We start from the raw sequence: 25,219 nt of genomic DNA, 5'->3' as shown, positions 1-25,219 counted from the left end.
TTCTTAATCTATAGACAAACCTAATCAAAAGGAGATTCAAGATGAAGTCCATTTTCCGAAACTTACAAGCATTTGTAATCATCGCGCTGTCATTCTTTGTCATCGCTCAAGCACACGCCACAAACAATAGTAAAGAATACAGTCGCAATTACATTTATAGCGACTTTCTGGAGACGCTTGACGACGACACTAAGTTCGTAGGCAAACGCATGGTACACTTTACGCAAGGCATTCATACCACACGCCCATTAAGTGCGGTAGAATTACAAACCGATTCCTTGTATGGCGTAGCAGTAGGGCGGTACAAAGGTCGTGTTCATATGACCGGCAATGTTGACAAAGATAAACCGTATTACTCTGATACCAAAACCCTTGTCAAAATCAACGCAACGCAGCGCGCACTTATCACCAAAACAACCACCACTGGCTTAAAGCCATCTGCAGGTGCAGAACTGTTTGCAGAGTTTCAAAGCGGCAATCATCGCGTTGAGGTGGCAGCTGACGCAGTGATTGGCTTAGCCTATAAAGGTGAGGATTTCACAGTTGGCGCGCAATACAACCACACCATAAAAAGAAATTTTTGGTATAAAGGAAAACATGCTGGTCGTTTAGAACAAAACGATGGTAAAGGAATCACTGTCTTTGGTGAAAAACACAGCAATAACAAAACCCATGGCGTAAGTCTTAGCTACCGCGAATCACCCAAAGGCGATATTTTTGAAGGAACGCGTGATGATGGTGTTAGATATACCAGTTACGAGCCAAAACATCGCGAATACAAGCTGGCTTACTATGTAAAATTCTAGCCAGCAAGCCAAACAATCGGTCAGACTTCCGCTTGCTACAGTCCAAATGTGGCAGGCGGAGTTTTTTCTGCACAAAATCTCCCAGCAAGCCATACCACTTATTGACATATCTTAATATAGTGTTTAGAATAGCTAATATCTGTCTTCATTTTCTTTTCGTCCTTATAGGAAACACTATGGCAATCCAACGCAAATCAGAAAAAACCATTCAAACCACACCACAAACAGTGCAAGCCGAACAAACGGTAAATACCATTGATAATATCACAACATCAAAAAAATCATTCATCAAGTCCAAATTGACTTCAGCGATTCTTGCGGCAGGTATTTTTGGTGTATCAGGTTATTTGGTAGGTGGTTATACTGGTCTTCCTTTTTTGATGCCAAACAGCCAACTTGATTCAGTACTAGAAGAACACGGTACGATTAAAGACAAAACTACCAAAAATGGCATGACAGAGTTCCTATTAGACAGCCCAGACGGTGAATTTATTGTTTATGCGCCAAACAACGGACGCTTCTTATTTAATGGTCCAGTGTATCACGCCAAAGAAAAACTTCCGCTTGTTTTTGATAAATACGCTGAACAAGGCAGTGATAACGCAAATGCGACAGGCGAACACTCGCCAGCTGCTGAAGTTGATATGGGCAATATCCTAGAGCAAGTAGACCAACTAGGCGGCTACAAAGAAGATTCATCTAAAAAGATGGAAGATACCGTATACGTCTTTTATGATCCGCGTTGCCCGTACTGCCACAGCCTATTTGACAAAACACGCGATATTAAAGCGTCTGGCCGCACTATTAAGTGGCTACCAACCGTGGCACTGGGCAATCGAGGTGGGGATAATTCCGACACCATGAAAGTTGCTGCTGCTGGCTTGTCATTAAAAAATAGTTCTGATTTAGACAGCATGTTCAACCACACACATCCGGGCGTGGACAGTGTAACACCAGAGCAAGCGGCACAAGTGCATACTAACTTGCAAGCACTTATTGAATTGGCACACAACTTTAATGGTCCAAACGCGGGTGTAGGCGTTCCTTCAGCAGTTTATGTGGATAATGACGGGCAAACCCGATTCGTAGTAGGCCCACACAGCGAGCCACTATACTCTCAAATTTTTGGTGATCGCGAATAAATAGCAGGTGGCACAAATGACTAATCAAATTGAAGAAAACAAAACGCTCAAATCATTCAATGGTACATTCACGACAAGCCCTAGTGTCAATGTATCGGTAACGCTTGAGCAAACAGATGATGGCAGTTCAGACATAGCACTACTCACTATTGCTACAGGCAGTCAGGAGCATGAATATACAACGCCCATTATACACGCTGTTCCAAAAACCGCCATCGCTGACTTAAAGGTGGAAATCTCAGGCTTTGATAAATTCATCGAGACAACACCAGACGACTATAAAGAACCGATTGCACTAGTAACAGGCACAGTAATGCTACGCCTAAATGGTGAGGCACATAAAATCACGCCAGTGTACGCATTCCCTATGGTGGATAATGAACCAGACGTGGATATTGATGATGTAACCTTTGAAGTTGCCCGGATTTGGCGACAAGTCCCTATTTTTGCTAAAGCATCATTAAGAGGTGTATCAGCACATAGCAAATCACAAATAACGCAAGAGCAGACAGATTTGCCAACAGCAGCCACTCATGGTGTCATGAATGGCGAAATGATGCAATCAGCGTCAAGTAAAAAACTGTCTGTCAAAGAGTTTTTTGAGATTTTACCGACAAAACTGCTTGTCGGTGGATCTGTCTTGCTCAGTGTTTTAACCACATTGATTGTCGTTATGGTTTTCCAAAGTTTATTTGGTAGCGCCCATGCGTCGCCAAAAGCCAAATCAAGCGCTACAGCAACGCAGACAAGCCATATAAGCACGCCAGAGCATCTTGTAAGCAATGGGCATGGCACGGTGAACAGCGACGCTATGGCGCGTGTAACGCACGATACAACCATGCAAATGCTACAAGAAATGGGTATTGATCCAAGTGCGCCAAGCCAAGACTTAGGTTGCTTGGTTCACTAACAAAGGAACGCGATAGAATGTCTGCCATCTCAAGAAATGACGCAGCGCAAATTGCTGAAATTAAGGCGATTGCAGAAAAAAGAACCAAGCTCGAGAGCACGCACTTGATAGCGGCTGCTAGGCTAGGCCATCATATCGGCTGCCATAACACATTACAGCCCGTACGGCATTCTGAAGTGGCAGGTACTGTCATGCCCGATAAGATCGTGCAGGGCAGTGCCATCGCTTTGGGCAAAGCGCCCAATGGTACGACATTCATCGCTTTTTTATTACAAGAAAACTTATGGGATATGATTAAGCCCTTAAAACCAAAAATCGCTATCTTAGAAGGTCGTAATCAGCATTTGGCAATCCAAATGTATGAAGTCATCGCTGGCGATTACAAGCTTAATCCATACATTCTAAGTTTTCCAATACGTTCAAATGAACTGTGGGAAAAGCTCACTTCGGGCAAAATCAGTTTTTTTACTTTAGGCTTGGGTGAAAAACGCATTGAAATTGCTCAAGATGGTACAGACCAAGAAGTGATGGTGTGCACTGCCATTCAAGAAGTGTGCGCACCCATTCTTAAGCAATCACAAATAGTTGGTAAAAAGGGTATGTCTGTTGGCGGTTTCTGATTTAGTACGTTCGCAAAACAGCGTTCATCACTTTGGCAATGACAATGTGTCAGAATTGGTTAAGCGCTTGCAAGCGCAAACCAAAGCAAATCTGCTCGGCAATAAAAAACTCATGCAAGCAGCCATACAAAACATTGGCTTTGATGCGTTTGCCTATCTTGATTGCATGTTTTACCTAGAAGAGTTCTTAAAGGATGGCAGCATTCATTTTCGCGACATTCAAAAGGGCGACATGGGTAAAACAGGTTTGTTTTACCAACAAAACCCGACAAGTTTTGATGAAAAGGCACAGCAACACATAGCGCACGACGGTGTTTTTGTTTTAGCAATGGCAATTTCTGGCGAAAACTACGCCACTTTTAGTCGTCTTTTTGGGTATCATAACACGCTAAGCAAAGACTACGAGCTATACAAAGAAGACACCTTGACACTGTTATTGCCTTTTGATTTTGCTGTCACCATAGATGCGCAGCACATGCCAGCTACGCCAGTTATTTGCGATGGCGAGACACCGCACATGCTTTATCAGTATTTTGGTGATATAAGCTTATTTAAATCCACTTTAACACCAGCGCCCGTTGCTGGATTGGTTGCCAACGATGAACTGCCTTATGCTTTAGGCTATGTTCCCCACCCAGACATTTTGGCGCACACACTTTTTAATCAGGGCTTGATTGATGCCCAAAAAATCACATTTGACAATGCCAGAGAAACGCTAAAAGTCAGCAATACATTGGCTTTGCAAATGTTAAAAAATCGTTATCACATCCCAATTTCTCAAGAATACATCGACAGATTACAAAAAACAGAAGATCAAATGTATGAACTTGAAAAGCAGGGCAAGCCAATAGTTGTAGAAATCTAATGTGAGGTCTGGCGCTCATGAAACTTCGACTCAATCCACTGTACATCAGCATATGCTTATTGTTTGGCGCATGCGCCACATCGGCTGCTGCTAATAGCACCACAACCAATACCAGTTCAGGACAAACCAGCAAGGTGGTGTCCACCGCTGACGCTCCAAAAGCGCCAAATACCACTGGCGGTCAGTACACAGACGCACAAGTGCAGGCGTATTTCATCAACACTGGCAGACCGCCCAATGTGAGTACTGCAATTATGCCTAATGAAGCGTTTAAACGTTCAGGTGGGCGTTTTGGCGAGGATAGGGAAGGTCGTCCCCATTACGGTATTGACCTTTCCAACAAACTAGGCACACCCTTGATGGCTATTGATGATGGTACAGTGGTAAGAACAGGTGTGTTTGCTGCCGGTGGTAATGGGGTTTCTGTGCGTCGTAAAGGGTTGCAAGATGGTTTTCGTTTCCTCCATATGAGAAACAGCACGACTGTTAAAAGCGGACAAGACATAACACGCGGCACTGTATTGGGATATGAAGGAAGTAGTGGCGGCAATTATGATGTACATCTTCATATGGATTATGGCGTTCCAAAAGAACGTCTTCGTAGTGCATGGATTACTGCCAACAATCCCGGAAAGGTATTAAGCCCTAGGCAAGTTTATTCCAATGTAAGCATCAAAGGGCTATACAATACAGACCCAACACCATACATGCCGCGAGACCAATTATACAATTCAACCAAAGTGAAAACTAGGGCTGCTTATGAAAAGTATTACGGCAACTCGTGGCGCACACAATTCAACACCCTTTACGGCGCAAACCTACCACTTGGTGCAGGCGCTAAAAAACCTACGGCTGAACTACCTAAAACGTATCTCAACCAGCTTAAAACCCAATATGAAAATGGTGATGGCTTGACCCCAGAAGAGCTGGCGGCAGCACGTCGTTCATTAGCTGAAGGTGCGATGGTGGCGGATTCAGCTGGTTATAATGTTGGCGGTCAGTGGCTTTCTCAAAGAACATTAGCGAGCTTTATGTTGGTTGATGATGGTAAAGACTTTGCTGATATGCCTAGCCTTATGGAAATGGGCGACATCACCGTAAAATCACCAAAAGAGCTGGTGATTGAGCTTGGCACGCGCAGATATGGTAATGCGCAGTGGGAAAGGGATTTGATGAAACTCAATACCAAAGGTCTTGAAACTGAAAAAATGATGATTGTTGCACAACGAAACTTCGTGCGTGAACAAACATCGCAAGTCAGAACGCGCATCGAAGGTCTGCTGGCAACACTAACAATGGCTACGCTTGAAGAAAACAAGAAAAAGATTGAAGCCATGCAAATTGCCGCACAAGCTGGGGCAGTGCCACGCATGATTGACCTTAAGCTTGAAGCGTCAGGCGATGAGTGGATTGGTGGGTATGGCGGTGGCGCGCAATGTGTTCCTACTGCTGGCTCTGGTGAAACTGTATCTTCTGATGGTGCTGTTTACATCGGGGATTCTATCGCTGTTGGTTATGGCGGTGCTATCGATCCTAAAGGTCGTCATAATGCAGGCAAACAATATGGTTCTTACGCTTATGGCGGACAATCTGGCGAATGGATTTTGGATACTGCGATTAAGAGCGCCGCTCCTCACCTAAAAGGTAAAACCGTTGTACTTTCAACAGGTCTGACCAACAGTTTGGCGAACTACCGCCTTGAAGCGAATAACGCAGTAGTTCCATTTGAGACCACAAAATATAGAAACAAGTCAATCAAACTGGTGAGAGATCAGCTACAAGCACTGAAGAATGCTGGTGTGGCAAATGTGGTTGTGCTAGGTATCGTGGACGATTTTAACGTCAAGCGTTTGGCAGGTTCACGCGCAATTCCTGAAGCGCAAGCACGCGCACAAGCAAAAGCTGTCAATGATGAACTAAGAAAACTGGCCGCAGAATTTGGATTCTCATATCAACCGATTGGTGCATCAAACGGTGATACTGCGCATCCGAAATACGGTGCTGGTCTTAAATCATTACCTGCGCCAGGGTCTACATCTGCGGTGCATTGTGAGCCGGGAATGGGTGCTTATAACGGCCCTCTGCCTACAGATCTTGAAGGTGTCAAACAAGCACTGTTACAAACAATTTTCTTGGCAGAATCAGCTAACAATGCAGGTGGCTGGAACGCCTCTAACAACGGGACTATCGGTAAAAAAATCGTATGTTCACGACCAAGTGGCGGTGTTTGGAATCTAACAAACATGACTTTGGGGGAGATGAAGAGGGTTTATCGTGGTAGCGGGCAATCTCGTCCAAGGAGCGTAAACGATTGCAGTCGATTATTTGCAGCCGGTAGATACCAGTTCATCAAAGACACCTTTGAGCATACACAAAAACTAACTGGCCTTCCTGATTCTGCGAAATTCACTCCTGAAGTGCAGAATAAATTTGCAGAAGCTCTAATGATGTACAAAATTGGTGATTTCATGTACAATAAGGGTATGTCAGCTCGCCAGGCCAAAGTGCAACTTGCTAGAACTTGGGCTTCACTTGGCGTGCCGGGGCAGGAGCATTCTTGCAAGAAGGACAGCGACAAAATGCGTGGTTACTACGGTGGCGCTAATGCCGCAAAATGTGGTGTTACCTTGAAGGTATGGGCGCTGATAGATCAAGCTGACAAAATCCACAAAGGTCAAAAATAAGGAATGTATATGAATTTGATTAAAACCACTTTAGCAACTGCCCTTCTATCTGTTGTGGCAAGTACAGCAAATGCTGAATTTAGTCAACTTCCTATGTGGATTGAACTAGAAGAATTTAACCCAGGTACGCGAACCTATCAAGGTTACAAGGTTGAAGAGTGTAAGCATTTTCATGGTGTGGTGGATTTTTGTACAAATGAAGCCATGAAAGGTATGGTTGCTATCGCGAACAACAAGAAACCTTTAATGGCTGGCAAATACAAGGTCGCTATTGTCGATGGTTTAAAACTGAATGATTTTGGCGAAAAAGTGTCAGGTTTTGCGCTTATTGACACCAAGGCAAAAAAGATTATTACAGCGCCATTTGAATTTTTGCAAGGTACCAGAGTAACTTATAACACCAAAGGTCAAAATACTGTATACGTTTATGGCGATGTAAGCAGTGTTTTGAACTCAAATGGTATAGGAAATGAAACCACCCCTGTTACTATTACTTACGACCCCGCAGAAAAAACGTTCTTTGCCAAAGGTATCCAGTATTGGTAAGCGACTGGCTCAATCTATATAACATAAAACCAGCCTACGGGCTGGTTTTATATTTTCAGAATTCATTCAATGCAATTCCTTGCAAATCCTAGTTAAATTCTCAATGAACGCTTTGGTGTCTAAAAAGTAGTTGGGGTAGGCTTTTTTAATATCCTTAAAGTTCACTGCACTCATTAACACCAACTCAATGTGTGGATTGTCCACGTTTTCTATCTCTTGTAAGCGGTAAATGCTTTCTGCAATGGACAGCTGTTTTTTGCTAAACGGAGTGATACTTACCTCGCCTTTGTTTGAATCTAACTGCATCAGGTAGTAAAAAGCGTCTTTGCTGCTGATAGCATTAACGTGCTGCGCTGTGATAATCAGCCCTTGAAGTTTGCTAAATGCTTGTAGTTCTTGTTCAAGAGCAGTGAATTGCTGTACCACATCTGTAATAGGTGTGTTTTTGAAATCATCAATAACGGCTTGGTTTTCTGCATAGGCGAACAGAACGCTGGCAAGACGAAAAAACAGCTTGTATTCGTCACTGCCTTGCCCTGTTTTAAAAGAAGATTTTTCAATCAACCCCAGCGTTTCAACTGCTGTTGCCCAATAGTGCTGTAGCTTGGTGCGAATTTGCAGTTCAATATTTAAACCATCTGATTCACTATGCGCAGTTGCTTTATACTTAAAGACTTGGTGCAGGCTACGATAGCCATCTGGCTTGGGCTGGCTGATATAGTCTTTAGGCGGCAACAGCGGTTCATGTTGATGCCTGCCTTTAATAAGGCTGTCATGCAAACGATAAACATCATCAACGCTTCTTACAATCACGCGAATACCGCCAATGTCTTGCATTCTAGCTAGGTTCATACCTTCAAAGCGTTGTATTTTACGAATGATTGATGGCGTGCGTTTCAGTCGCTGAGCAATCATGGAATCTTTTAGCTTTAGCTTGGTGATGTGTTTACGCAGTAAAGCCTGAAATGTGTTAATGGGATAGGCATGCAAAGACCGCCATTGCGATAATATCTGCATGGCGTTAGAGTCTTTGGGGTTTGCTACAAGTTGTTCACCTGCTTTTTTTACTTGTTTTTTGCTTAGGGTGCTCATTAAACCTCCATCGCCTACTTTCACCAGCTTTAAACAGGTGATTTTCGGTGATAGGTATTTTTTATGCTTGGTTGTTCACGGTCTATCGTAGCACAGTTTGAATCAAGAAAAATGTTATGCTGTGGTATGTCCAAGATTATTGAATTGGGCATAGGTGATTGCATTGTCCCAATCTTCTTGGGTTAGTTTGGGCATGTCTTCTGTGTATTCGATTTCATCATCTGTTAGAGCGTTCAAACGCTCATCAAGCACTTTGCGCTCTTTGTCGCTTAGGATATGTTCGCCAAGCTTCACTCTTACGATAGCCATCTTGTCAATTCTCCTGTACTAAGTTTTCTTGCTGATATGATGCGAATGTATTCTTCGCCATCATCACTATGGTAGGTGTGAACTACCAACAAATAACTGATGCCATTGTATGTGCCTATAGCTTTCCAACGTTGCTCACCATCTACAATTTCATCTTGCACAAAGATTGTGGTTTGAACACCAAAAATATCTTTAGCTTGGTCAAACGACACTTTATGCTTTTGGATATTGCTTCGGTTCTTGTTCTCGTCCCATTCAAAAATCATGAATAATTCCAGACAATCCATCAAATCATGTTATTCAACACTCAACAACGCATAACCATTCACACGCTTAAATTCAGCAGTAGAATCCACCTCACCGTACATTTCGTTGTAATAACGCTCAAATTTAGCCTTTCTTTTTAGCAGGTTAAATGACTTTTGGCTCATTTTCCCAAAATTAACGTAAAAACCCACATTGTCAGAATCTGGGAATTGCCATACGATAAAACCTTTAATCGGTTTTCCGTAGAGTGTGGCACCTTGAGTCGGCACCCAAGCAGTTTCGCTTCCTCCACCACCAATTGCCTCAGCCAGAGCATTATAACTGGTCTTATCAATGGTGATAGCTTGGCGCACATCCTTAGAATATGGCGCAGAAAGTTTATACTTTTTGACCAATGAAAACTGCCAGTAATCATCAGGCGTGGCATTGGGTTTTTCTTTGTATGATACAATGTTTGTAGCAAAAGCTCTCAAAGCCTTCCCACCATCACCTTTCTTGCCTTGTTCTAAATGACGAAACATGGGTGTCCAGTCAGCCGCTTGCGCCACAGAAGCGAAAGCGAGTGTGGCTGCTACAAGGGTGGTTTTGATGATGTTCATGATTAATCCTTTTAAATCATAAAAAAGTTGCATATTTGTGATTTATAGTATTGCATTTTTAGCAAAAAATCAATACAATGAATGTAACTGTTTTTTGGTTACAATAGTATGAGCGAATTATTAAAATATAAAGGTTATCACGGTTCTGTGGAATACGGCCTAGAGAGTAAAATGCTATTTGGCAAAGTGCAGTTCATTTCGCAAGACATTAAGTATACTGGCAAAACCGTCAACGAGCTTATAGGTGCGTTTGAGCAGGCGGTTGATGGCTATTTGCAAATGTGCGCGGATACAGGTGTAGAACCTTTGGTGCCGGCAAGTGGCATGTTTAACGTGCGCATTGATAAAGCCTTGCACCGACAAATTCAAATCTATGCGATGGAAAAGGGTGTTACCATGAACGCTGCTGTAGAGCGCTTACTTGCCCAAGCCATCAAAACAAATGCGTGATTTAAAACGACAAGGAGTTTTTTTATGAAAAAGTTATTGGCGGTACTTGCCGTGTCTTCAGCGCTTGGTTTATCAGGCTGTGCTGCCTATGAAGAGTTTATGGGCATTGACAGAGAAACCATTAACATGAGTGCCAAGCACTTGTATTCTAAATACACCAATGAACTGGAGGTTGACAACACCTCACAAACTTCAAAACGCATTCGTCAAGTGTATCAGCGCATCTTGCCTTATGCGGATAAAGCCAATAACACAGGACAAAAGTTTGACTGGGAGCTGCGCGTTTTTCGCAGTGATAAAGTAAATGCTTGGGCATTGCCGGGCGGTCGCATGGGGTTTTATACCGGCATTGTAGAAAAGCTGGATTTGACAGACGATGAGATTGCCGCAGTGATGGGGCATGAGATGGCGCACGCCCTAGAAGAGCATGGCAAAGAAAAAATGAGCACAGAAGCTGCAAAACAGATATTTTACACTGCTTTGGCGTACACAGGTGTTGGTGCACTAGGCTATATCGCTATGGCGACAGAAACAGGTGATTTGGTGATGAACTCTCAATCAAAGGAGCGTGAAGCTGACAGAGTGGGGCTGCTTTTAATGGCGCAAGCAGGCTATGATCCAGCTGCCGCCATTACGCTTTGGGAAAAAATGCGTGTGCACACCAAAGAATCAAGAATCGTCAATGGGCAAAGAGTGGTGAGCGTGGGTGATTTCATTTCAAGCCACCCATCGGATAAAAAGCGCATTGAAGCCATGAAAAAATACCAAGAAGCAGCCATGCCTTATTATCAAGCAGCGTTAGAAGGCAGAGCGCACGAATACGTCGTGCCTACCAACATCAAAAAGACAGCCAAACAAAAAGCAAGAGAGCTTTTGGGGAGAGAATAGATATAGTAGTGTCTGTTTTATGTGAGATTTGCTTAGATTGGATATTATTATATCCGTTCCAAAAAACACTTTAGAATAATTCACCATTAGAAAAAAACACCCAAAAGCGTATAACTTTTGGGTGTTTTTTATACAAAATTATTCGCACTAAGTATAATTATATCCAAGCTCACAACTTACAAGCCCCGCCAGCGCAGCCATCGTCCATGTCGCTTTGGGTGTCGTCTGCGCCATCACGGGTGTTGTGGTAATACAAGGTTTTCACGCCCAGTTTGTAGGCGGTGAGCAAATCTTGAATCATCACTTTCATCGGCACTTTATTGCCTTCAAACTTAGAAGGGTCGTAGTTGGTGTTGGCAGAAATGCTTTGGTCGATGAATTTTTGCATGATACCAACCAGACGCAAATAGCCGTTGTTGTCAGGCATTTGCCACAAAAGCTCATACTGATGGGCAAGTTTTTTAATGTCTGGCACGACTTGCTTTAAAATGCCGTCTTTGGACTGCTTGACCGACACCAAGCCGCGCGGTGGTTCAATGCCGTTAGTAGCGTTGGCGATTTGGCTTGATGTTTCAGATGGCATGAGCGCAGAGACGGTTGAGTTTCTAAGTCCATGCGCTTTGATTTCACTGCGCAAGCCTTCCCAATCTAGATGCAATGGCTCATGACAAATGCTGTCCAAATCTGCCTTATAAGTGTCAATCGGCAAAATGCCTTGGCTGTAAGTCGTTTGCTCAAACCACGGGCAAGCGCCTTTTTCTTTGGCAAGGGTGTTTGATGCTTGCAATAGATAATATTGCAAGGCTTCAAAGGTGCGGTGCGTCAAGCCAAGCGCTGCGCTGTCTGAGTAGCGTGTGCCGTTTTTGGCAAGGAAATAAGCGTAGTTAATCACACCCACGCCAAGGGTGCGGCGGTTTAGGCTGCCATTTTTGGCGGCAAGCACAGGATAGTCTTGATAATCCAGCAAAGCGTCAAGCGCACGCACAATCAGCTCGGCAGGCTCTTTGATGTCGCTTGGGCTGTTGATTTTGCCAAGGTTGATGGCAGACAGCGTACAAAGGGCGATTTCACCGTTTTCATCGTTGATGTTGTCAAGTGGCTTGGTTGGTAGGGCAATTTCCATGCACAAATTAGACTGACGCACAGGCGCAACGCTTGGGTCAAATGGGCTGTGCGTGTTGCAATGGTCCACGTTTTGAATATAAATGCGGCCTGTGCTGGCACGCTCTTGTAGCATTAGGCTAAACAGCTCACGCGCGCTGATACTGCGCTTACGAATGCTTGGGTCGGCTTCGTATTTGGTGTACAGACGCTCAAATTCTTCTTGATTGGCGAAAAATGCGTCATACAAGCCCGGTACGTCTGATGGTGAAAACAGCGTGATGTCTGCATTTTTAAGTAGGCGCGCGTACAGGGTTTTGTTGACTTGCACGCCATAATCCATGTGGCGCACGCGGTTGTCTTCCACGCCACGGTTGTTTTTTAGCACCAAAAGGCTTTCTACTTCCAAATGCCACATTGGGTAGAATAAGGTTGCCGCACCGCCACGCACACCGCCTTGTGAGCAGGATTTCACCGCTGCTTGGAACATCTTAAAAAACGGAATACAGCCAGTGTGCTGCGCTTCACCGCCACGAATTGGGCTGCCCAGCGCACGGATTGCGCCAGCGTTCACACCAATGCCAGCACGCTGAGAAACGTAGCGTACGATGGCTGACGTGGTGGCGTTGATGCTGTCTAGGTTGTCATCGCACTCAATCAGCACGCACGAGCTAAACTGGCGTGTTGGCGTGCGCACACCTGACATGATGGGTGTTGGTAAAGAAATGTAGAAATTGGACGTAGCGTCATAAAAACGCTTCACAAAATCAAGGCGCACACCTTTGTCATAGCCTGCGAACAAGCACATACCCACCAGCATATACAAAAACTGCGGACTTTCAAAGACTTGCTTGCTGACACGGTCTTGCACCAGATATTTGCCCATCATCTGCTCAACAGCAGCATAAGCAAGGTTTAAATCACGGTCATGCTCAATGTAAGCGTTTAACTCATCAAATTCTTCACGGCTGTAATCTTGCAAAATGTGCGCATCGTATTTGCCAGCTGCGGTCAGCTTTGAGACGTGGTCAAACAGATGTGGTGGCTCGTACTCGCCATAGGCAATTTTACGCAAATGAAAAATCGCCAGACGTGCTGCCAAATACTGATAATCTGGCGTTTGTACGGAGATTAGGTCGGCTGCCGCCTTAATGATGGTCTCGTGAATGTCTTTGGTGCGAATGCCATCATAAAACTGAATGTGTGATTTTAGCTCCACTTGTGATACAGACACATTGTTCAGCCCTTGCGCTGCCCAAGTGATGACTTTGTGAATTTTTTCTAAATCAATCGGTTCAAGTCTGCCGTCGCGTTTGGTTACTTTGATTTTGTCAATGTGTGTCATCTTTTGGTGTCCGCAAAAATAAATTGTGAGTTAAATATAAGAAAAATTCGTTTAAAATGAATATGTTCTGCGCCAAACCAAGTCATTTTTTGTCTTGGACTTGGGCGAAATTTAATCACTATATCTAGTGGATTGCTTTTTTACGAAGCACAATATATTCTAAAATCAAAAAAATTTCTACTTGTATTTTTTTGCGCTTTGTGATTTATTTTTGAGTATTTTGCCAAAAGCAAGACGAGACAAGGGCTAGGGGCGAAAAGGTGGCAAAAAACTTTTTTGTAACTAAAAAGAGCGGCTATCAATTAGGTGAATTGGTAAGTTTTTCTTAACAATATATAAAAACTCAAGCAGTAAAAAATTCTCTAAAAGCCTGATAAAAAATCCCCCAACCAAACGGTCGGGGGATTAAATTCACTCAAAGAGCGGATTAAGACGCTTGTACGTCTGCAGCCAATTTGGCATTATGTGCTTTTAGTGCTTGCGGCATACGCTCGCCCAGCTTGTCAAACAGCTCAGCATGGCTTTGTAGTTCTTTAAGCCACAATTCTTTGTCTTGGCTGGTTACTTTGGCGAATTGTGCTTCGGTGAAGTCTGATTGATCCCAGTTTAGATCCGCATAAGTCGGCACAAGACCAATCGGCGTGTGTACCGCATTGGCATTGCCCTCGCAGCGCTCAATAATCCATTGTAGTACACGCATGTTTTGACCAAAGCCCGGCCATACGAAGTCGCCATTTTCATCACGGCGGAACCAGTTTACTTGGAACATTTTTGGCAAGGCATTGCCAGCAGCAGCGGCTTTTTTGCCTACCGATTCGCCCATTTCTAGCCAGTGTGTGAAGTAATCTGCCATGTTATAGCCAGCAAATGGCAGCATGGCGAATGGGTCACGGCGTACCACGCCTTGTGCGCCCACAGCGGCAGCGGTGGTTTCAGAACCCATGGTCGCAGCCTTGTACACGCCATCTACCCAGTCAAAGGCTTCGGCAATCAAAGGTACGGTGTCGGCACGGCGACCACCAAAGATGAAGGCTGAAATCGGCACGCCTGCTGGATTTTCCCATTCAGGGTCAATCGATGGGCATTGTGCGGCTGATACGGTGAAGCGAGCATTTGGGTGAGATGCTTTTTCTTCGCCTGTGTGCGGCTGACCTTTCCAGTTGGTCAGGTTGGCAGGGGTTTCTTTGGTTTTGCCTTCCCACCAAACTTCGCCATCAGCGGTTACTGCCACGTTGGTGTAAATTACGTCTGATTTTAGCGTGCTCATGCAGTTTGAGTTGGTTTTGGTGTTGGTACCCGGAGCCACGCCAAAGAAGCCAGCTTCTGGGTTGATGGCGTACAGCTTGCCGTCTTCAGAAGGCTTAATCCAAGCGATGTCATCGCCCACGGTTTCAACTTTCCAGCCTTCATAGCCTGCTGGTGGGATTAGCATGGCGAAGTTGGTCTTACCGCACGCTGATGGGAATGCAGCGGCGATGTAGTGTTTTTTGCCTTGTGGGTTGGTTACGCCTAAAATTAGCATATGCTCAGCCAACCAGCCTTGCTCACGACCCATGGCTGAAGCAATGCGTAAAGCTAGGCATTTTTTGCCAAGCAGGGCGTTACCGCCGTAGCCAGAACCGAACGACCAAATTTCACGAGTTTCTGGATAATGCACGATGTATTTGTCATCGTTGCAAGGCCAAGTTACGTCTTTTTCGCCAGCTGCCAAAGGCTTGCCAACAGAGTGTACGCATGGCACAAATTCACCATCTGCGCCCAGCACGTCATACACTTCTTTGCCCATGCGTGCCATTTTTTTCATGCTGACAACCACATAAGGCGAGTCGGTGATTTCAATACCGATGTGCGCAATGTGGCTGCCCAATGGACCCATAGAAAACGGCACAACGTACATGGTACGACCTGCCATGCAGCCATCAAACAAACCGTTTAGCTTTTCGCGCATGGCGGCTGGCTCTTCCCAGTTGTTTGTCGCGCCTGCGTCTTCTTGCTTTTGTGAGCAGATGAAAGTGCGGTCTTCTACGCGCGCCACGTCTGATGGGTCAGAGCAAGCTAGGTAAGAATTTGGGTGTTTTTCATCATTTAGCTTGATCATGGTGCCATTTGCGATCATCAGATCAATCAGGCGTTGATATTCTTCTTCTGAGCCGTCGCACCATTCAACTTTCGCAGGTTTGGTGAGTTCGGCAATCTTGGCAACCCAATCAATCAGGGCTTGATGTTTGACAAATTCTGGTGCAGTAATCGTTGCAGTCATGATGAAATCTCAATCGTGAAAATGGGCGATGGCAAGCCATCAAAAATGCAGCAGTCAATTATAAAAATTCATTTTTCATGAATGTTTTGTTGATACACTACTGCGCAATTCGTGCGATATTAAACCATAATTTAACTAAAATGATAAGTACTATCACGCAAAAAAATGATGGTATTTTTTAAATTGTTATCAAATCGTCATCAAATTGCCATAAAATCGTCATATTTGGTACGGATTTTGACAAAGTTTTGGACGGTTTTCGGTACGGTTTTGGTGTGGTTTTAGCGCAGCTTGGCGCATTACTACGCTTGCACACGGATTAAAAACTGATTAAAAACCAATCAAAATACATCGCCCAAGGCTTTGGCTTCGTGCAAAGTTGGCGCAAGTTTGTCTTTGTCAGTCAAAAGCGGCTCGCCAGCAAATTGCCAATCAATCGCCAAATCTGCGTCATTCCACGCAATGCTGCGTTCGCTGTCTTTGTGATAAAAATTGGTGGTTTTGTACAAAAACTGCGTGCCGTCTTCTAGGGCGATAAAGCCATGCGCAAAGCCAGCAGGAATCCAAAATTGGCGGTGATTGTCGGCGCTCAGCTCCACACCCACCCATTGCCCAAAAGTAGGGCTGTCTTTACGAATATCCACCGCCACGTCCCACGCACGCCCTGACACCACACGCACCAGCTTACCTTGGGCGTGCGGATTAAGCTGATAATGCAGCCCACGCAGCACGCCTTTGGCGGAAAATGAGTGGTTATCTTGCACAAAGTGCGGCACGTCAAAACCACGCTCGCTTAGGGCGGCGGCAAAGGTTTTTTCGTTAAAACTTTCCATGAACCAACCACGTTCATCGCCAAACACGCGCGGCTCAAAGATGAGTAATTCTGGGATTTTGGTTTCAATGACGTTCATCATGCACCTTTTTTAAGTTTTTCTTGGTGGAGTTTGAACAGGTATTGTCCGTAGCCTGTTTTTTTGAACAATTCGGCACGTTCAAGCAGTTTGTCATCGTCAATCCAGCCGTGATGATAGGCGATTTCTTCTAGGCAGGCGACTTTTAAGCCTTGGCGGTGTTCAATCACTTGCACAAATTGGCTGGCTTCAATCAAGCTGTCGTGCGTGCCTGTATCAAGCCACGCAAAACCACGCCCCAAAAGTTCCACGCCCAATTTGCCACGCTGTAAATATTCGTTATTGACATCGGTGATTTCAAGCTCGCCGCGTGGTGATGGCTTGATGTTTTTGGCGATTTGCACCACGTCATTGTCGTAAAAATAAAGCCCTGTTACTGCATAATTTGACTTTGGTGCGTCAGGTTTTTCTTCAATGCTCACTGCCTTGCCAGTTTGGTCAAATTCCACCACGCCAAAGCGTTCTGGGTCATTGACATAGTAGCCAAACACGGTCGCGCCATCTTTGGCGTTGGCACGTTGTAGCTGCTGCCCAAAACTTTGCCCATAAAAGATGTTGTCGCCCAAAATCAAGCACACAGGGCTGTCGCCGATAAATTCTTCGCCGATGATGAACGCCTGCGCCAAGCCATCAGGACTGGGCTGCACTTTATAAGACAGGCTGATGCCAAATTGTGCGCCATCGCCCAAAAGTTTTTCAAAATTAGGCAAATCTTCTGGCGTTGAGATGATTAAAATCTCACGAATGCCAGCGAGCATCAGCACCGACAGCGGATAATAAATCATCGGCTTGTCATAAATGGGCAAAAGCTGCTTGGAGACGCCCATGGTGATCGGATATAGGCGAGTGCCAGAGCCGCCTGCTAGGATAATGCCTTTGCGTGTCATTGAATTTTCCTTGTAAAAGTGTTAAATAATGAAAATCGTCAGTGTAAATTAAAAACTGTGCGTAAATAAAACTGTGCGCAAAATTAGAAAACCGTTCGTGGTGAGCTTGTCAAACCATGGCGATTTTCGCACCCTTTGGCAAACTTGGGGCAAACGAAAATTTACAATCAGTGCAATTTAAGTTTACTAAAAAATCAAACCGCTTTTTGCACCAAGAGCGCCACCGTGCGCACCACTTCATCTTGCCAATTCGGCAGGGCGATACCAAAAGTGCGTTCAAGTTTTTGGGTATTTAGCCGTGAATTGTGCGGACGCTTGGCGGGCGTGGGGTAGTCGCTTGTGGCGATGGGATTGACGGTTTGAATTGCCAAATCCGCTCCCAACGAACGCGCAGTTTTAAAAATCAGCTTGGCGTAGTCATACCAAGACGTTTCGCCTTGTGGCGCAAGGTGATAATGCCCAACAAGCGCTTTTTTATCGTCATGATTGAGATAATGAGCGATGGCGTGGGCGGTGGTGTCGGCAATGAGATGTGCGGATGTTGGCGCACCGATTTGATCGTTAATAATGCTAAGCGTGTCTTTGGTTTTGGCAAGATTGAGCATGGTTTTGATAAAATTATTGCCATGCACGCCATACACCCAGCTGGTGCGAAAATTCATAAAATCCGCGCCGCTCTCGGCAAGAGCAAGTTCGCCATCTCGTTTGGTTGCACCGTAAATATTGATGGGATTGGTGCTGTCGGTTTCCACCCAAGCGGTGCTGCCCGTGCCATCAAACACATAATCGGTAGAATAATGAATGAGCAAGGCGTTTGCATTTTTGGCACAGTTTGCCAAATGAGCCACAGCTAAGTGATTGATAAGATTGGCATTTTCTTGCTCGCTTTCGGCTTTATCCACGGCAGTATAGGCGCTGGCATTGACGATGACGTCAGGCTGCACAACATCAAATGCGTGGCGTATGGCAGCAAAATCTGACACATCACCGCACAGTCCTTGTGTGTTTGTGCTGCGGTCAAGGGCGATAAGATTGCCGAGTGGCGATAAAGCACGCTGCAATTCATAGCCGACCTGCCCGTTTTTGCCGAGTAGCAAAATCGTTATCACACCTTATCTCCGTACTGTTTGTTTAGCCAATTTTGATACTCGCCACTTTGTACATTCTGCACCCAGTCTTGGTTGTTCAGATACCAAAGCACGGTTTTGCGAAGTCCTGTTTCAAAGGTCTCGGCAGGTCGCCAGCCCAATTCTCGCTCAATTTTGCCAGCGTCAATGGCGTAGCGCACATCATGCCCAGCACGGTCTTTGACGTGAGTGATTAAGTCTTTATACTGCGCCACGCCAGCAGGCTTGTTTGGCGCAAGCTCTTCTAAAAGTTCACAAATTTTATGCACCACGTCAATGTTTTTTTGCTCGTTGTGCCCGCCAATGTTATAAGTTTCACCAATCTTACCCTTGGTCAGCACCGTGTACAAGGCGCGTGCGTGGTCGTCCACATACAGCCAGTCGCGGATTTGCTTGCCATCGCCATAGACGGGCAAAGGCTTGCCGTTTAGGGCGTTTAAAATCATCAGCGGAATGAGCTTTTCAGGAAAATGGTGCGAGCCGTAATTGTTTGAGCAATTGGTAATCAGCACAGGCAAGCCGTAGGTTCTGTGCCATGCACGCACCAAATGATCGGAGCTTGCCTTAGATGCTGAGTAGGGCGAGCTTGGGGCGTAAGGCGTGCTTTCGGTGAATAAATCGTCCGTGCCGTGCAAATCGCCAAATACTTCATCAGTGGAGATGTGATGAAAGCGAAAGTGGCGTTTTTTGTCGTCATCTAGCTCATTAAAATACTGGCGCGCCGCTTCTAGCAGGGTGTAAGTGCCGATGATGTTGGTCTGGATAAAATCCTGCGAGCCTGTGATGGAGCGATCCACATGGCTTTCTGCCGCTAGGTGCATAACCGCATCAGGGGCGAAATCGGCAAATAGGGCGCGCATTTTGTCTTTATCGCAAATGTCGCTTTGGCTAAATTGATAGCGCGGATTATCTGCCACGCTGGCAAGCGACTGCAAATTGCCTGCATAAGTGAGCTTATCCACATTTAAAACCGTGTGGTCGGTATGATTGATAAGATGGCGAATCAGTGCCGAGCCGATAAAGCCAGCACCGCCTGTGATTAAAAGTTTCATGGGGTTTCCTATTTAAAATATCATATAATCTATTGTATAAGGTTTTGCAATATTGAGCAAGATTGCCTTCATCTAAAATAAAAGGTTTATTTAATCGACTTATTTATTAGCTAATTTTCTTCCCAAGTTTATTGCTGGTTTTTCCAACAAGATAAAGGTTGGAATGGCTAATGCGATGGATATTGCGATGCAGAATATTTGGTTGACAAATAAATGTAGGTTCGGCATAAGATGAAATACCGTCTGTTGCACCAAGAAGCCCCATAAATACACACCATATGAAATATCATGCTCAATCTTGATTTTTTGAAAAGTCTTAGTAGTGCCTAAATATAAAAATGCAGTAGAGCAAAAGAAAAAGAACATCATATGCTTCAAATAGAGGTCATGAGTCAAGTAAGAAACCGCCAGAAAAGCTAAGGGGTATTTTAACGAGACTTCAATCTCATCCTTATGTAGGGTGAATAGGGCGCCTAATGCGAAACATGGTGCTAACAGAGAAGTAGATAGGTTATCTTTATCAAAAAATAGACCATTTCCAATATTAAATACTGGCAGAATAATAATCGCTAATAAGCATAAGGTTAAAATGCGTGTTTGGTTCTTGCTAAACAAGGTAAATATATAGGACGCTAGCAATAACGTGTAGGCGGCTATTTCAAAAGGAATTGTCCATAGCGAGCCGTTCACTGAATTTTGATAAATATTATCTTCAAATACGCCGGGTAAAAAAAATGCTATTTTAAGACGAATGGTATGCCAAATATACGCCCAAGTGCCTTCGTGATTGAAATAATCGGTAGAAGACAATGTGGTAACCCATGGGCCAATCACCAAAGCACCAAAAAGGACGACAAAAATAAAGGCTGGATAGATGCGGAAAAATCGAGCGATAACAAACCGCTTGATATCGGGGTTGTTTAATAAACTATTGGTAACCAGCAAACCGCTTAAAAAGAAAAAGAATTTAACTGCTAGCGCCCCACCATCAGAAAGACCTTTTGATAAGGATAAAATAACATCTTTATATCCTTCGGAATAGGCTAAAGGAAAGCTATGAGCGTAAATAACCATGATTGCAGCCAATAATCTTAACAAATCAAAGTTATTATTGCCTTTTTTTAGGAAGTAAGACAGGACTTGCGTCTTTTTGTGATGAGCTTGGGACATGGTAGTGTATTAAAAGCTTTATTAATTAGTGCCAAAACGATTGATTTTTTTCTTTGAATAAAAGAAATTGTATTTAAAAATCATTTTTCAGCATAGTAGTCATCATACATGGAGTTGTAACTATTGCTGACAGTTATATTATTGAATTGGCAATGCTGAAAATCCAAAAGTAAATAGGGAATGATCTGTGCAGGATTGAGCATTTTTTCAATTGGAATCAGAGTACCGCCAACCTCTTTAAGTCTTCTGGCAATCGCGCCAAAGTCAAACGCTATAATCGGCATATTATGAATGCTAAGTGCCGCACTTAAAGTGTAAGAATAGGTTTCTGGCCAAACGGCAGGAAACCAGATTACATCTAGATTGGCTTGATTGATTTTTTCTTGCAATTCGTTATCTTGGTATTCTCCCAAAATTTCTACATTGCCTAATGATGTTAGCATATCATTGTCTGCGGTGTAGCCAATTACAACAAAGGTAATATCTAAATCAAGTTCCTTGCATTTTCTCGCAATATTTAACAGGAGGTAAAAACCTTTGTGAGGGCCAATGGCTCCAAGAATACCAATCCTTCTTGTATTGCGCATATCAGAACGCTGTTTTTGATGCGTGGCAGATGGCCAAGTATCAAAATGAGGGCGTACATAAATTGGCAAATCTTTAAAATATCGCTGCAATCTCCATTTAACATCTTCATCAGGCACGAAAACTTTTTTAGCGCCTTTCAAGATATTGTCATACCATTGTCGCCATTTTTGAATATCGCAACCAAAAGGCTGTGCATCTTCGTTGCTGGCGATGCAGGCGTTGCATTCTTGCTCTTTTGGTTCGCCGCAAAAGATAAATTCATTGGGTTTGATCAGTGTGATTTGCGGGCAGATTGGTAGGTAATCGTGTACGGTGTAATAGTAAGCGATATTCGTACGCCCAAGTGCATCAATTAAATTATTTATAAAATCAACAGAATAACCCTTGATGTGCTGGAAGTGTACGAACTGTAATAAATCAAAATTGGTTAAAAATGCAACAAGTTGCTCGGTGTCGGTAGGCACTTTAATATTGGGCAAAGCGTAGATACCATCTAGGTAAATGGCAGCTCGCTTTCGTTTATTTGGTTTGATTGAAATAACGGCAAATCCTTCCGCTTTAAGTTTTTCCACCATTTCCAAATGATGTTTTTCTGTTCCACCACCCAAGTTATGTGTCACAAATAGTATAACGGGTTTATCTTGGATAAAGTTTTCTAGGCGCTTCATATCTACTCGATTTCTAAATACAAACGGTGTATCAGATTCAATAAAGCTTGATACATCTTTTAAGTAATTTGGATGCAGTTTTTTAATAACTTGTATGGCGTGCTTAACACGCTCTTCTCTGACTTCTGAGCTGAATGAACTGCTGCCATGATGACGGACAAAAACACCTCCAGCGATTAAATTGCGCCATCCTGCTTTTTCCGCTCTTACGCATAAGTCATTTTCTTCACCGTATCCTTTGCCAAATGATTCATAGTCAAAGTAACCGATTTGATTTAGGCATGCCCGGCGGACATACATGCAAAATCCCACGCCTGTTGGCGCATCCACAACCTCTAGTTGATTGGCTTCTATGAATAATTTGCTGAGTTCGGCATCGGAAATGTCATATTGGTAGGGATAATCCTCTACAAAGGTGGGATAGCTGCAAATGGTTGCGCTATTTGACATTGCTGTAATTGTGCCTGCGGTAGGATTTTTGTCTGCGCAAGCCAACAGATTATCCAGCCAGTCGTCATATACTTCTGTGTCGGAGTTTAACAAAACCACATCGCGGTCAGGATGAAGATCAAAACCGTAGTTGCAGGTTAGTACAAAACCTTTATTTTCTTTGTGTTCGTGATACTCAAACTGAAATTTCTGACTAAGTTCACGAAGTTTAACCCTTAAATTATCATCTGGACCTCTATCTTCAATGACCAAAAGATTAAATGGCGTTTTAGTTCGAGCGGTTAATACGCTGTAAATGCAGCGAAGCGTATCATCAGGGGCGCCATAAACGGGAATTAAAACATCAACAACCGCATTGCGGTAATTGGCAGTATAGTTGCTTTTTAGTGAAGTCCATTCGGATTCACTGGGCTGAATAGGACGACTGCGCTGCAAGGTTTTCATAACGATAAGATTATTTATTTCGTTTAAACAATTTGTATAAAATGTGGATCGGAGATAGAATATTCCAAGCAAAAGAATTTAAGATGCGGAATGCTTCGTTAAAATTTTGTTGATCGTCTAAGGAATTAAAATGTGGTTTTTTGGGTCTTCCTCTTAATTTCCAATTCAACCGTCTAAAACCACGAATAATTTTATAGCTCGGTGTTTTGTAAATATAACTCAATTTATCACGGCCGCCTCCCATGCTTTGCAGCGCAGGTATTGAAATCTGATTCTGCTTATTCTTACTTAATTGATAAGCTAAGTTTTTATTGTTTTGTTCTAACGAGCCGATACGATCTTTTAACGAAGCAATGTCATCATTCAAATTTACAATATCTTGTTGTAGATTTTCTTTTTCATTTTGAAGCTCAGAATTTTGGGTAGTTAAATCCACATACCCTAGATTATTCTCAAGCAGCAGAGATTGGTGTTTGTTACAAACAGCTTGCCAATTTCGGCGGTTTTTATCAGGATTGGCAGATAATTGGTTAATTAATGATGAATTATCATTGCGTTTACGGTATTTAAATAAAATCTCGTCAAGGCGGATAACATCACCACCATTTTTTAATAAACGAATCCAATAATCCCAATCTTCATGCGTTAATAAACCTTCATCAAAACCACCAACCGCATCAAAATCCACCTTTTTATGCAAAGCGTGAGTGGCGGGTATTTTGTTAGAAATCAATAAATTTTTAAAATCAGTATAGGCTGGAAGTTTCCACTCTCCAGTTTGCGCTTCAAAAAATTCAACACGAGTGTAAGCCAGTTTGCAATTTGGGTTTTGCAACATTGCCGACAGTGTTTTTTCCAAAAAAGTAGGTTTAATGACATCGTCAGCATCTAAAAATAACAAAAACTCACCTTGAGCAATGTGTCCGCCAGCATTGCGCGCTGCAGACACCCCTTGGTTTTCTTGATAAATATATTTGATTTTAGATTCAGTCTTTAAAACATTTTCAATAAATTGAGTATCGGACGGATTGGAACCATCATTAACAATAATGATTTCATAATTGGTGTAGGTCTGAGATTTGATAGAGTCTAAGGTTTCTAAAATGTATTTGGCGCAGTTATAATACGGGATAACAATAGAAACCAAAGGTGTGTTATTTGCACTATTCATATCATATTCATCCTTACTAAGAGCTAGATTGGCGCGCAGATTCCTGTAATACCCACTTCTTGCCAATATTTTTTATGTTTGCCAATATCAAGCATCAATCATTTTGCCATTATGTATTTCGCCAATAACCGGTGCGTTTAATCGTGTTAGAATGACGCATGATTTGAAATATCTAAAACTTTGCAAATCCAATGTTCAAATGAATATTTATGGACAATTTTATCATCAATGCGCTGATAGGGCGTTTCTAAAAATGCTTTTACTTGTTTGCCATCTAATACTTTTCCATCCCACACAAAGATATTGTTCGGATGGTAGAAGTCATATTTCATGACTTCTTTATTGGTAGTAATGAGTTTTTTTTGATACGCCAAAGCCTCAAAAGTGCGAAATGACAGACCTTTATGAGCGTCGACAACAAAGTCGACCAATACGCCGCAGTTTTTTGATTTGGCTAGATTGTCATCATAGCTGACATCATCAGATAAAAATACAATATCATGACCTTGGTAAAGCTGCTGACGACTCTTTTTTTGGGGCTGTACTAGATTAGCAACAATGCTATACTAGTTTTATGAAGATAACCCGTTGTAAATTAAGTAAAAAAGTTCAAGTTAAACTGCTTGAATTTTTTGTGCTTGAAGTCACCGCAAGATCAGCTGCTGATTTGTTAGAGATACATCACAATTCAGCTGCTTTGTTTTATCATAAAATTCGCTTGGTGATTGAATATCGCTTAAACCTTGAAGCTTGTGAATTATTTGACGGTGAAGTAGAATTGGATGAAAGCTATTTCGGTGGCATTCGTAAAGGCAAGCGTGGGCGTGGTGCTGCTGGCAAAGTTGCCGTATTTGGTCTTTTAAAACG

Annotated in this window: 23 protein-coding genes and 1 pseudogene; 10 read left to right on the top strand and 14 right to left on the bottom strand. The window is 43.3% G+C overall.

Annotated elements, in window-relative coordinates; all coding sequences use genetic code 11:
- Positions 1 to 41 precede the first annotated feature (41 nt).
- The 7 genes from B0181_RS04815 to B0181_RS04785 all read left to right on the top strand — a co-directional run bounded on the left by B0181_RS04815 (position 42) and on the right by B0181_RS04785 (position 7,573).
- A complete protein-coding gene (locus tag B0181_RS04815) occupies positions 42 to 806 on the top strand; it encodes a hypothetical protein (protein ID WP_078276361.1) in 765 nt (254 codons plus the stop codon).
- Positions 807 to 982: 176 nt separating this feature from the next.
- Positions 983 to 1,948, top strand: coding sequence for a thioredoxin domain-containing protein (locus tag B0181_RS04810; protein WP_078276359.1), 966 nt, complete (start codon positions 983 to 985; stop codon positions 1,946 to 1,948).
- A 16-nt stretch (positions 1,949 to 1,964) separates the two neighbouring features.
- Positions 1,965 to 2,858 (top strand): hypothetical protein, encoded by an 894-nt coding sequence (locus B0181_RS04805; RefSeq protein WP_078276358.1) that lies wholly within the window; start codon positions 1,965 to 1,967, stop codon positions 2,856 to 2,858.
- 17 nt (positions 2,859 to 2,875) lie between these two features.
- A complete protein-coding gene (locus tag B0181_RS04800; RefSeq protein ID WP_078276357.1) occupies positions 2,876 to 3,478 on the top strand; it encodes a hypothetical protein in 603 nt (200 codons plus the stop codon).
- Positions 3,479 to 3,644: 166 nt separating this feature from the next.
- Positions 3,645 to 4,343, top strand: coding sequence for a hypothetical protein (locus tag B0181_RS04795; protein WP_143821575.1), 699 nt, complete (start codon positions 3,645 to 3,647; stop codon positions 4,341 to 4,343).
- Between the two features lie 17 nt (positions 4,344 to 4,360).
- Complete coding sequence (locus B0181_RS04790; protein ID WP_078276355.1) at positions 4,361 to 7,027, top strand: M23 family metallopeptidase; 2,667 nt, start codon at positions 4,361 to 4,363, stop codon at positions 7,025 to 7,027.
- A 9-nt stretch (positions 7,028 to 7,036) separates the two neighbouring features.
- Positions 7,037 to 7,573 carry a hypothetical protein gene (locus B0181_RS04785; protein WP_078276354.1) on the top strand — a complete coding sequence of 179 codons (537 nt, stop codon included), beginning with the start codon at positions 7,037 to 7,039 and terminating at the stop codon, positions 7,571 to 7,573.
- 66 nt (positions 7,574 to 7,639) lie between these two features.
- Here the strand turns inward: B0181_RS04785 and B0181_RS04780 are convergent, their stop codons facing one another.
- From B0181_RS04780 to B0181_RS04765, 4 genes are all read right to left on the bottom strand, one after another.
- Entirely contained in the window at positions 7,640 to 8,665 is a 1,026-nt protein-coding gene (locus tag B0181_RS04780; protein WP_078276353.1) for a RelA/SpoT domain-containing protein, read from the bottom strand.
- A gap of 114 nt (positions 8,666 to 8,779) precedes the next feature.
- Complete coding sequence (locus tag B0181_RS04775) at positions 8,780 to 8,974, bottom strand: hypothetical protein (protein WP_133141457.1); 195 nt, start codon at positions 8,972 to 8,974, stop codon at positions 8,780 to 8,782.
- Positions 8,962 to 9,240 carry a BrnT family toxin gene (locus B0181_RS04770; protein WP_078276350.1) on the bottom strand — a complete coding sequence of 93 codons (279 nt, stop codon included), beginning with the start codon at positions 9,238 to 9,240 and terminating at the stop codon, positions 8,962 to 8,964. The genes B0181_RS04775 and B0181_RS04770 overlap by 13 nt, the downstream gene beginning before the upstream one ends.
- 30 nt (positions 9,241 to 9,270) lie before the next feature.
- On the bottom strand, positions 9,271 to 9,840 hold the full coding sequence (locus B0181_RS04765; RefSeq protein ID WP_078276349.1) for a hypothetical protein: 570 nt from the start codon (positions 9,838 to 9,840) through the stop codon (positions 9,271 to 9,273).
- Between the two features lie 108 nt (positions 9,841 to 9,948).
- Between B0181_RS04765 and B0181_RS04760 the strand changes: the two genes are divergently transcribed.
- Positions 9,949 to 10,290 (top strand): type II toxin-antitoxin system HicB family antitoxin, encoded by a 342-nt coding sequence (locus tag B0181_RS04760; protein WP_078276347.1) that lies wholly within the window; start codon positions 9,949 to 9,951, stop codon positions 10,288 to 10,290.
- 24 nt (positions 10,291 to 10,314) lie between these two features.
- Positions 10,315 to 11,178: a M48 family metallopeptidase gene (locus B0181_RS04755; protein WP_078276346.1), complete on the top strand. Its 864-nt coding sequence runs from the start codon at positions 10,315 to 10,317 to the stop codon at positions 11,176 to 11,178.
- Between the two features lie 169 nt (positions 11,179 to 11,347).
- On the opposite strand, the gene nrdA is transcribed toward B0181_RS04755, so the two are convergent.
- The 10 genes from nrdA to B0181_RS12520 form a co-directional block, all read right to left on the bottom strand.
- Positions 11,348 to 13,624, bottom strand: coding sequence for a class 1a ribonucleoside-diphosphate reductase subunit alpha (nrdA, locus tag B0181_RS04750; RefSeq protein ID WP_078276345.1), 2,277 nt, complete (start codon positions 13,622 to 13,624; stop codon positions 11,348 to 11,350).
- 427 nt (positions 13,625 to 14,051) lie between these two features.
- On the bottom strand, positions 14,052 to 15,884 hold the full coding sequence (locus tag B0181_RS04745) for a phosphoenolpyruvate carboxykinase (GTP) (RefSeq protein ID WP_078276344.1): 1,833 nt from the start codon (positions 15,882 to 15,884) through the stop codon (positions 14,052 to 14,054).
- Positions 15,885 to 16,225: 341 nt separating this feature from the next.
- On the bottom strand, positions 16,226 to 16,795 hold the full coding sequence (gene rfbC, locus B0181_RS04740) for a dTDP-4-dehydrorhamnose 3,5-epimerase (RefSeq protein ID WP_078276342.1): 570 nt from the start codon (positions 16,793 to 16,795) through the stop codon (positions 16,226 to 16,228).
- A complete protein-coding gene (gene rfbA, locus B0181_RS04735; RefSeq protein WP_078276341.1) occupies positions 16,795 to 17,682 on the bottom strand; it encodes a glucose-1-phosphate thymidylyltransferase RfbA in 888 nt (295 codons plus the stop codon). The genes rfbC and rfbA overlap by 1 nt, the downstream gene beginning before the upstream one ends.
- A gap of 194 nt (positions 17,683 to 17,876) precedes the next feature.
- Complete coding sequence (rfbD, locus tag B0181_RS04730) at positions 17,877 to 18,788, bottom strand: dTDP-4-dehydrorhamnose reductase (protein WP_078276423.1); 912 nt, start codon at positions 18,786 to 18,788, stop codon at positions 17,877 to 17,879.
- Positions 18,788 to 19,861 (bottom strand): dTDP-glucose 4,6-dehydratase, encoded by a 1,074-nt coding sequence (gene rfbB / locus B0181_RS04725; protein WP_078276340.1) that lies wholly within the window; start codon positions 19,859 to 19,861, stop codon positions 18,788 to 18,790. The genes rfbD and rfbB overlap by 1 nt, the downstream gene beginning before the upstream one ends.
- Before the next feature lie 99 nt (positions 19,862 to 19,960).
- A complete protein-coding gene (locus tag B0181_RS04720) occupies positions 19,961 to 21,031 on the bottom strand; it encodes an acyltransferase family protein (RefSeq protein ID WP_078276339.1) in 1,071 nt (356 codons plus the stop codon).
- A gap of 80 nt (positions 21,032 to 21,111) precedes the next feature.
- A complete protein-coding gene (locus B0181_RS04715; RefSeq protein ID WP_078276338.1) occupies positions 21,112 to 23,181 on the bottom strand; it encodes a glycosyltransferase in 2,070 nt (689 codons plus the stop codon).
- Between the two features lie 10 nt (positions 23,182 to 23,191).
- Positions 23,192 to 24,352 carry a glycosyltransferase family 2 protein gene (locus B0181_RS04710; RefSeq protein ID WP_078276337.1) on the bottom strand — a complete coding sequence of 387 codons (1,161 nt, stop codon included), beginning with the start codon at positions 24,350 to 24,352 and terminating at the stop codon, positions 23,192 to 23,194.
- Between the two features lie 146 nt (positions 24,353 to 24,498).
- Complete coding sequence (locus B0181_RS12520) at positions 24,499 to 24,912, bottom strand: WaaS/CpsH family glycosyltransferase (protein ID WP_484197104.1); 414 nt, start codon at positions 24,910 to 24,912, stop codon at positions 24,499 to 24,501.
- Positions 24,913 to 24,926: 14 nt separating this feature from the next.
- On the opposite strand from B0181_RS12520, the pseudogene B0181_RS04700 reads away from it, so the two are divergent.
- Positions 24,927 to 25,219, top strand: a pseudogene (locus B0181_RS04700) (IS1595-like element ISEc69 family transposase); the annotation flags it as partial.

The organism is Moraxella caviae (assembly GCF_002014985.1).
GTDB lineage: Bacteria > Pseudomonadota > Gammaproteobacteria > Pseudomonadales > Moraxellaceae > Moraxella > Moraxella caviae.
The sequence above is the reverse complement of the archived record's forward strand: the minus strand, read 5'-3'. Positions and strand labels throughout refer to the sequence as shown.

Coding starts and splice junctions, on each gene's coding strand:
- B0181_RS04815 (WP_078276361.1), top strand. CDS start 42: ATGAAGTCCATTTTCCGAAACTTACAAGCATTTGTAATCATCGCGCTG.
- B0181_RS04810 (WP_078276359.1), top strand. CDS start 983: ATGGCAATCCAACGCAAATCAGAAAAAACCATTCAAACCACACCACAA.
- B0181_RS04805 (WP_078276358.1), top strand. CDS start 1,965: ATGACTAATCAAATTGAAGAAAACAAAACGCTCAAATCATTCAATGGT.
- B0181_RS04800 (WP_078276357.1), top strand. CDS start 2,876: ATGTCTGCCATCTCAAGAAATGACGCAGCGCAAATTGCTGAAATTAAG.
- B0181_RS04795 (WP_143821575.1), top strand. CDS start 3,645: ATGTTTTACCTAGAAGAGTTCTTAAAGGATGGCAGCATTCATTTTCGC.
- B0181_RS04790 (WP_078276355.1), top strand. CDS start 4,361: ATGAAACTTCGACTCAATCCACTGTACATCAGCATATGCTTATTGTTT.
- B0181_RS04785 (WP_078276354.1), top strand. CDS start 7,037: ATGAATTTGATTAAAACCACTTTAGCAACTGCCCTTCTATCTGTTGTG.
- B0181_RS04780 (WP_078276353.1), bottom strand. CDS start 8,665: ATGAGCACCCTAAGCAAAAAACAAGTAAAAAAAGCAGGTGAACAACTT.
- B0181_RS04775 (WP_133141457.1), bottom strand. CDS start 8,974: ATGGCTATCGTAAGAGTGAAGCTTGGCGAACATATCCTAAGCGACAAA.
- B0181_RS04770 (WP_078276350.1), bottom strand. CDS start 9,240: ATGATTTTTGAATGGGACGAGAACAAGAACCGAAGCAATATCCAAAAG.
- B0181_RS04765 (WP_078276349.1), bottom strand. CDS start 9,840: ATGAACATCATCAAAACCACCCTTGTAGCAGCCACACTCGCTTTCGCT.
- B0181_RS04760 (WP_078276347.1), top strand. CDS start 9,949: ATGAGCGAATTATTAAAATATAAAGGTTATCACGGTTCTGTGGAATAC.
- B0181_RS04755 (WP_078276346.1), top strand. CDS start 10,315: ATGAAAAAGTTATTGGCGGTACTTGCCGTGTCTTCAGCGCTTGGTTTA.
- nrdA (WP_078276345.1), bottom strand. CDS start 13,624: ATGACACACATTGACAAAATCAAAGTAACCAAACGCGACGGCAGACTT.
- B0181_RS04745 (WP_078276344.1), bottom strand. CDS start 15,884: ATGACTGCAACGATTACTGCACCAGAATTTGTCAAACATCAAGCCCTG.
- rfbC (WP_078276342.1), bottom strand. CDS start 16,795: ATGAACGTCATTGAAACCAAAATCCCAGAATTACTCATCTTTGAGCCG.
- rfbA (WP_078276341.1), bottom strand. CDS start 17,682: ATGACACGCAAAGGCATTATCCTAGCAGGCGGCTCTGGCACTCGCCTA.
- rfbB (WP_078276340.1), bottom strand. CDS start 19,861: ATGAAACTTTTAATCACAGGCGGTGCTGGCTTTATCGGCTCGGCACTG.
- B0181_RS04720 (WP_078276339.1), bottom strand. CDS start 21,031: ATGTCCCAAGCTCATCACAAAAAGACGCAAGTCCTGTCTTACTTCCTA.
- B0181_RS04715 (WP_078276338.1), bottom strand. CDS start 23,181: ATGAAAACCTTGCAGCGCAGTCGTCCTATTCAGCCCAGTGAATCCGAA.
- B0181_RS04710 (WP_078276337.1), bottom strand. CDS start 24,352: ATGAATAGTGCAAATAACACACCTTTGGTTTCTATTGTTATCCCGTAT.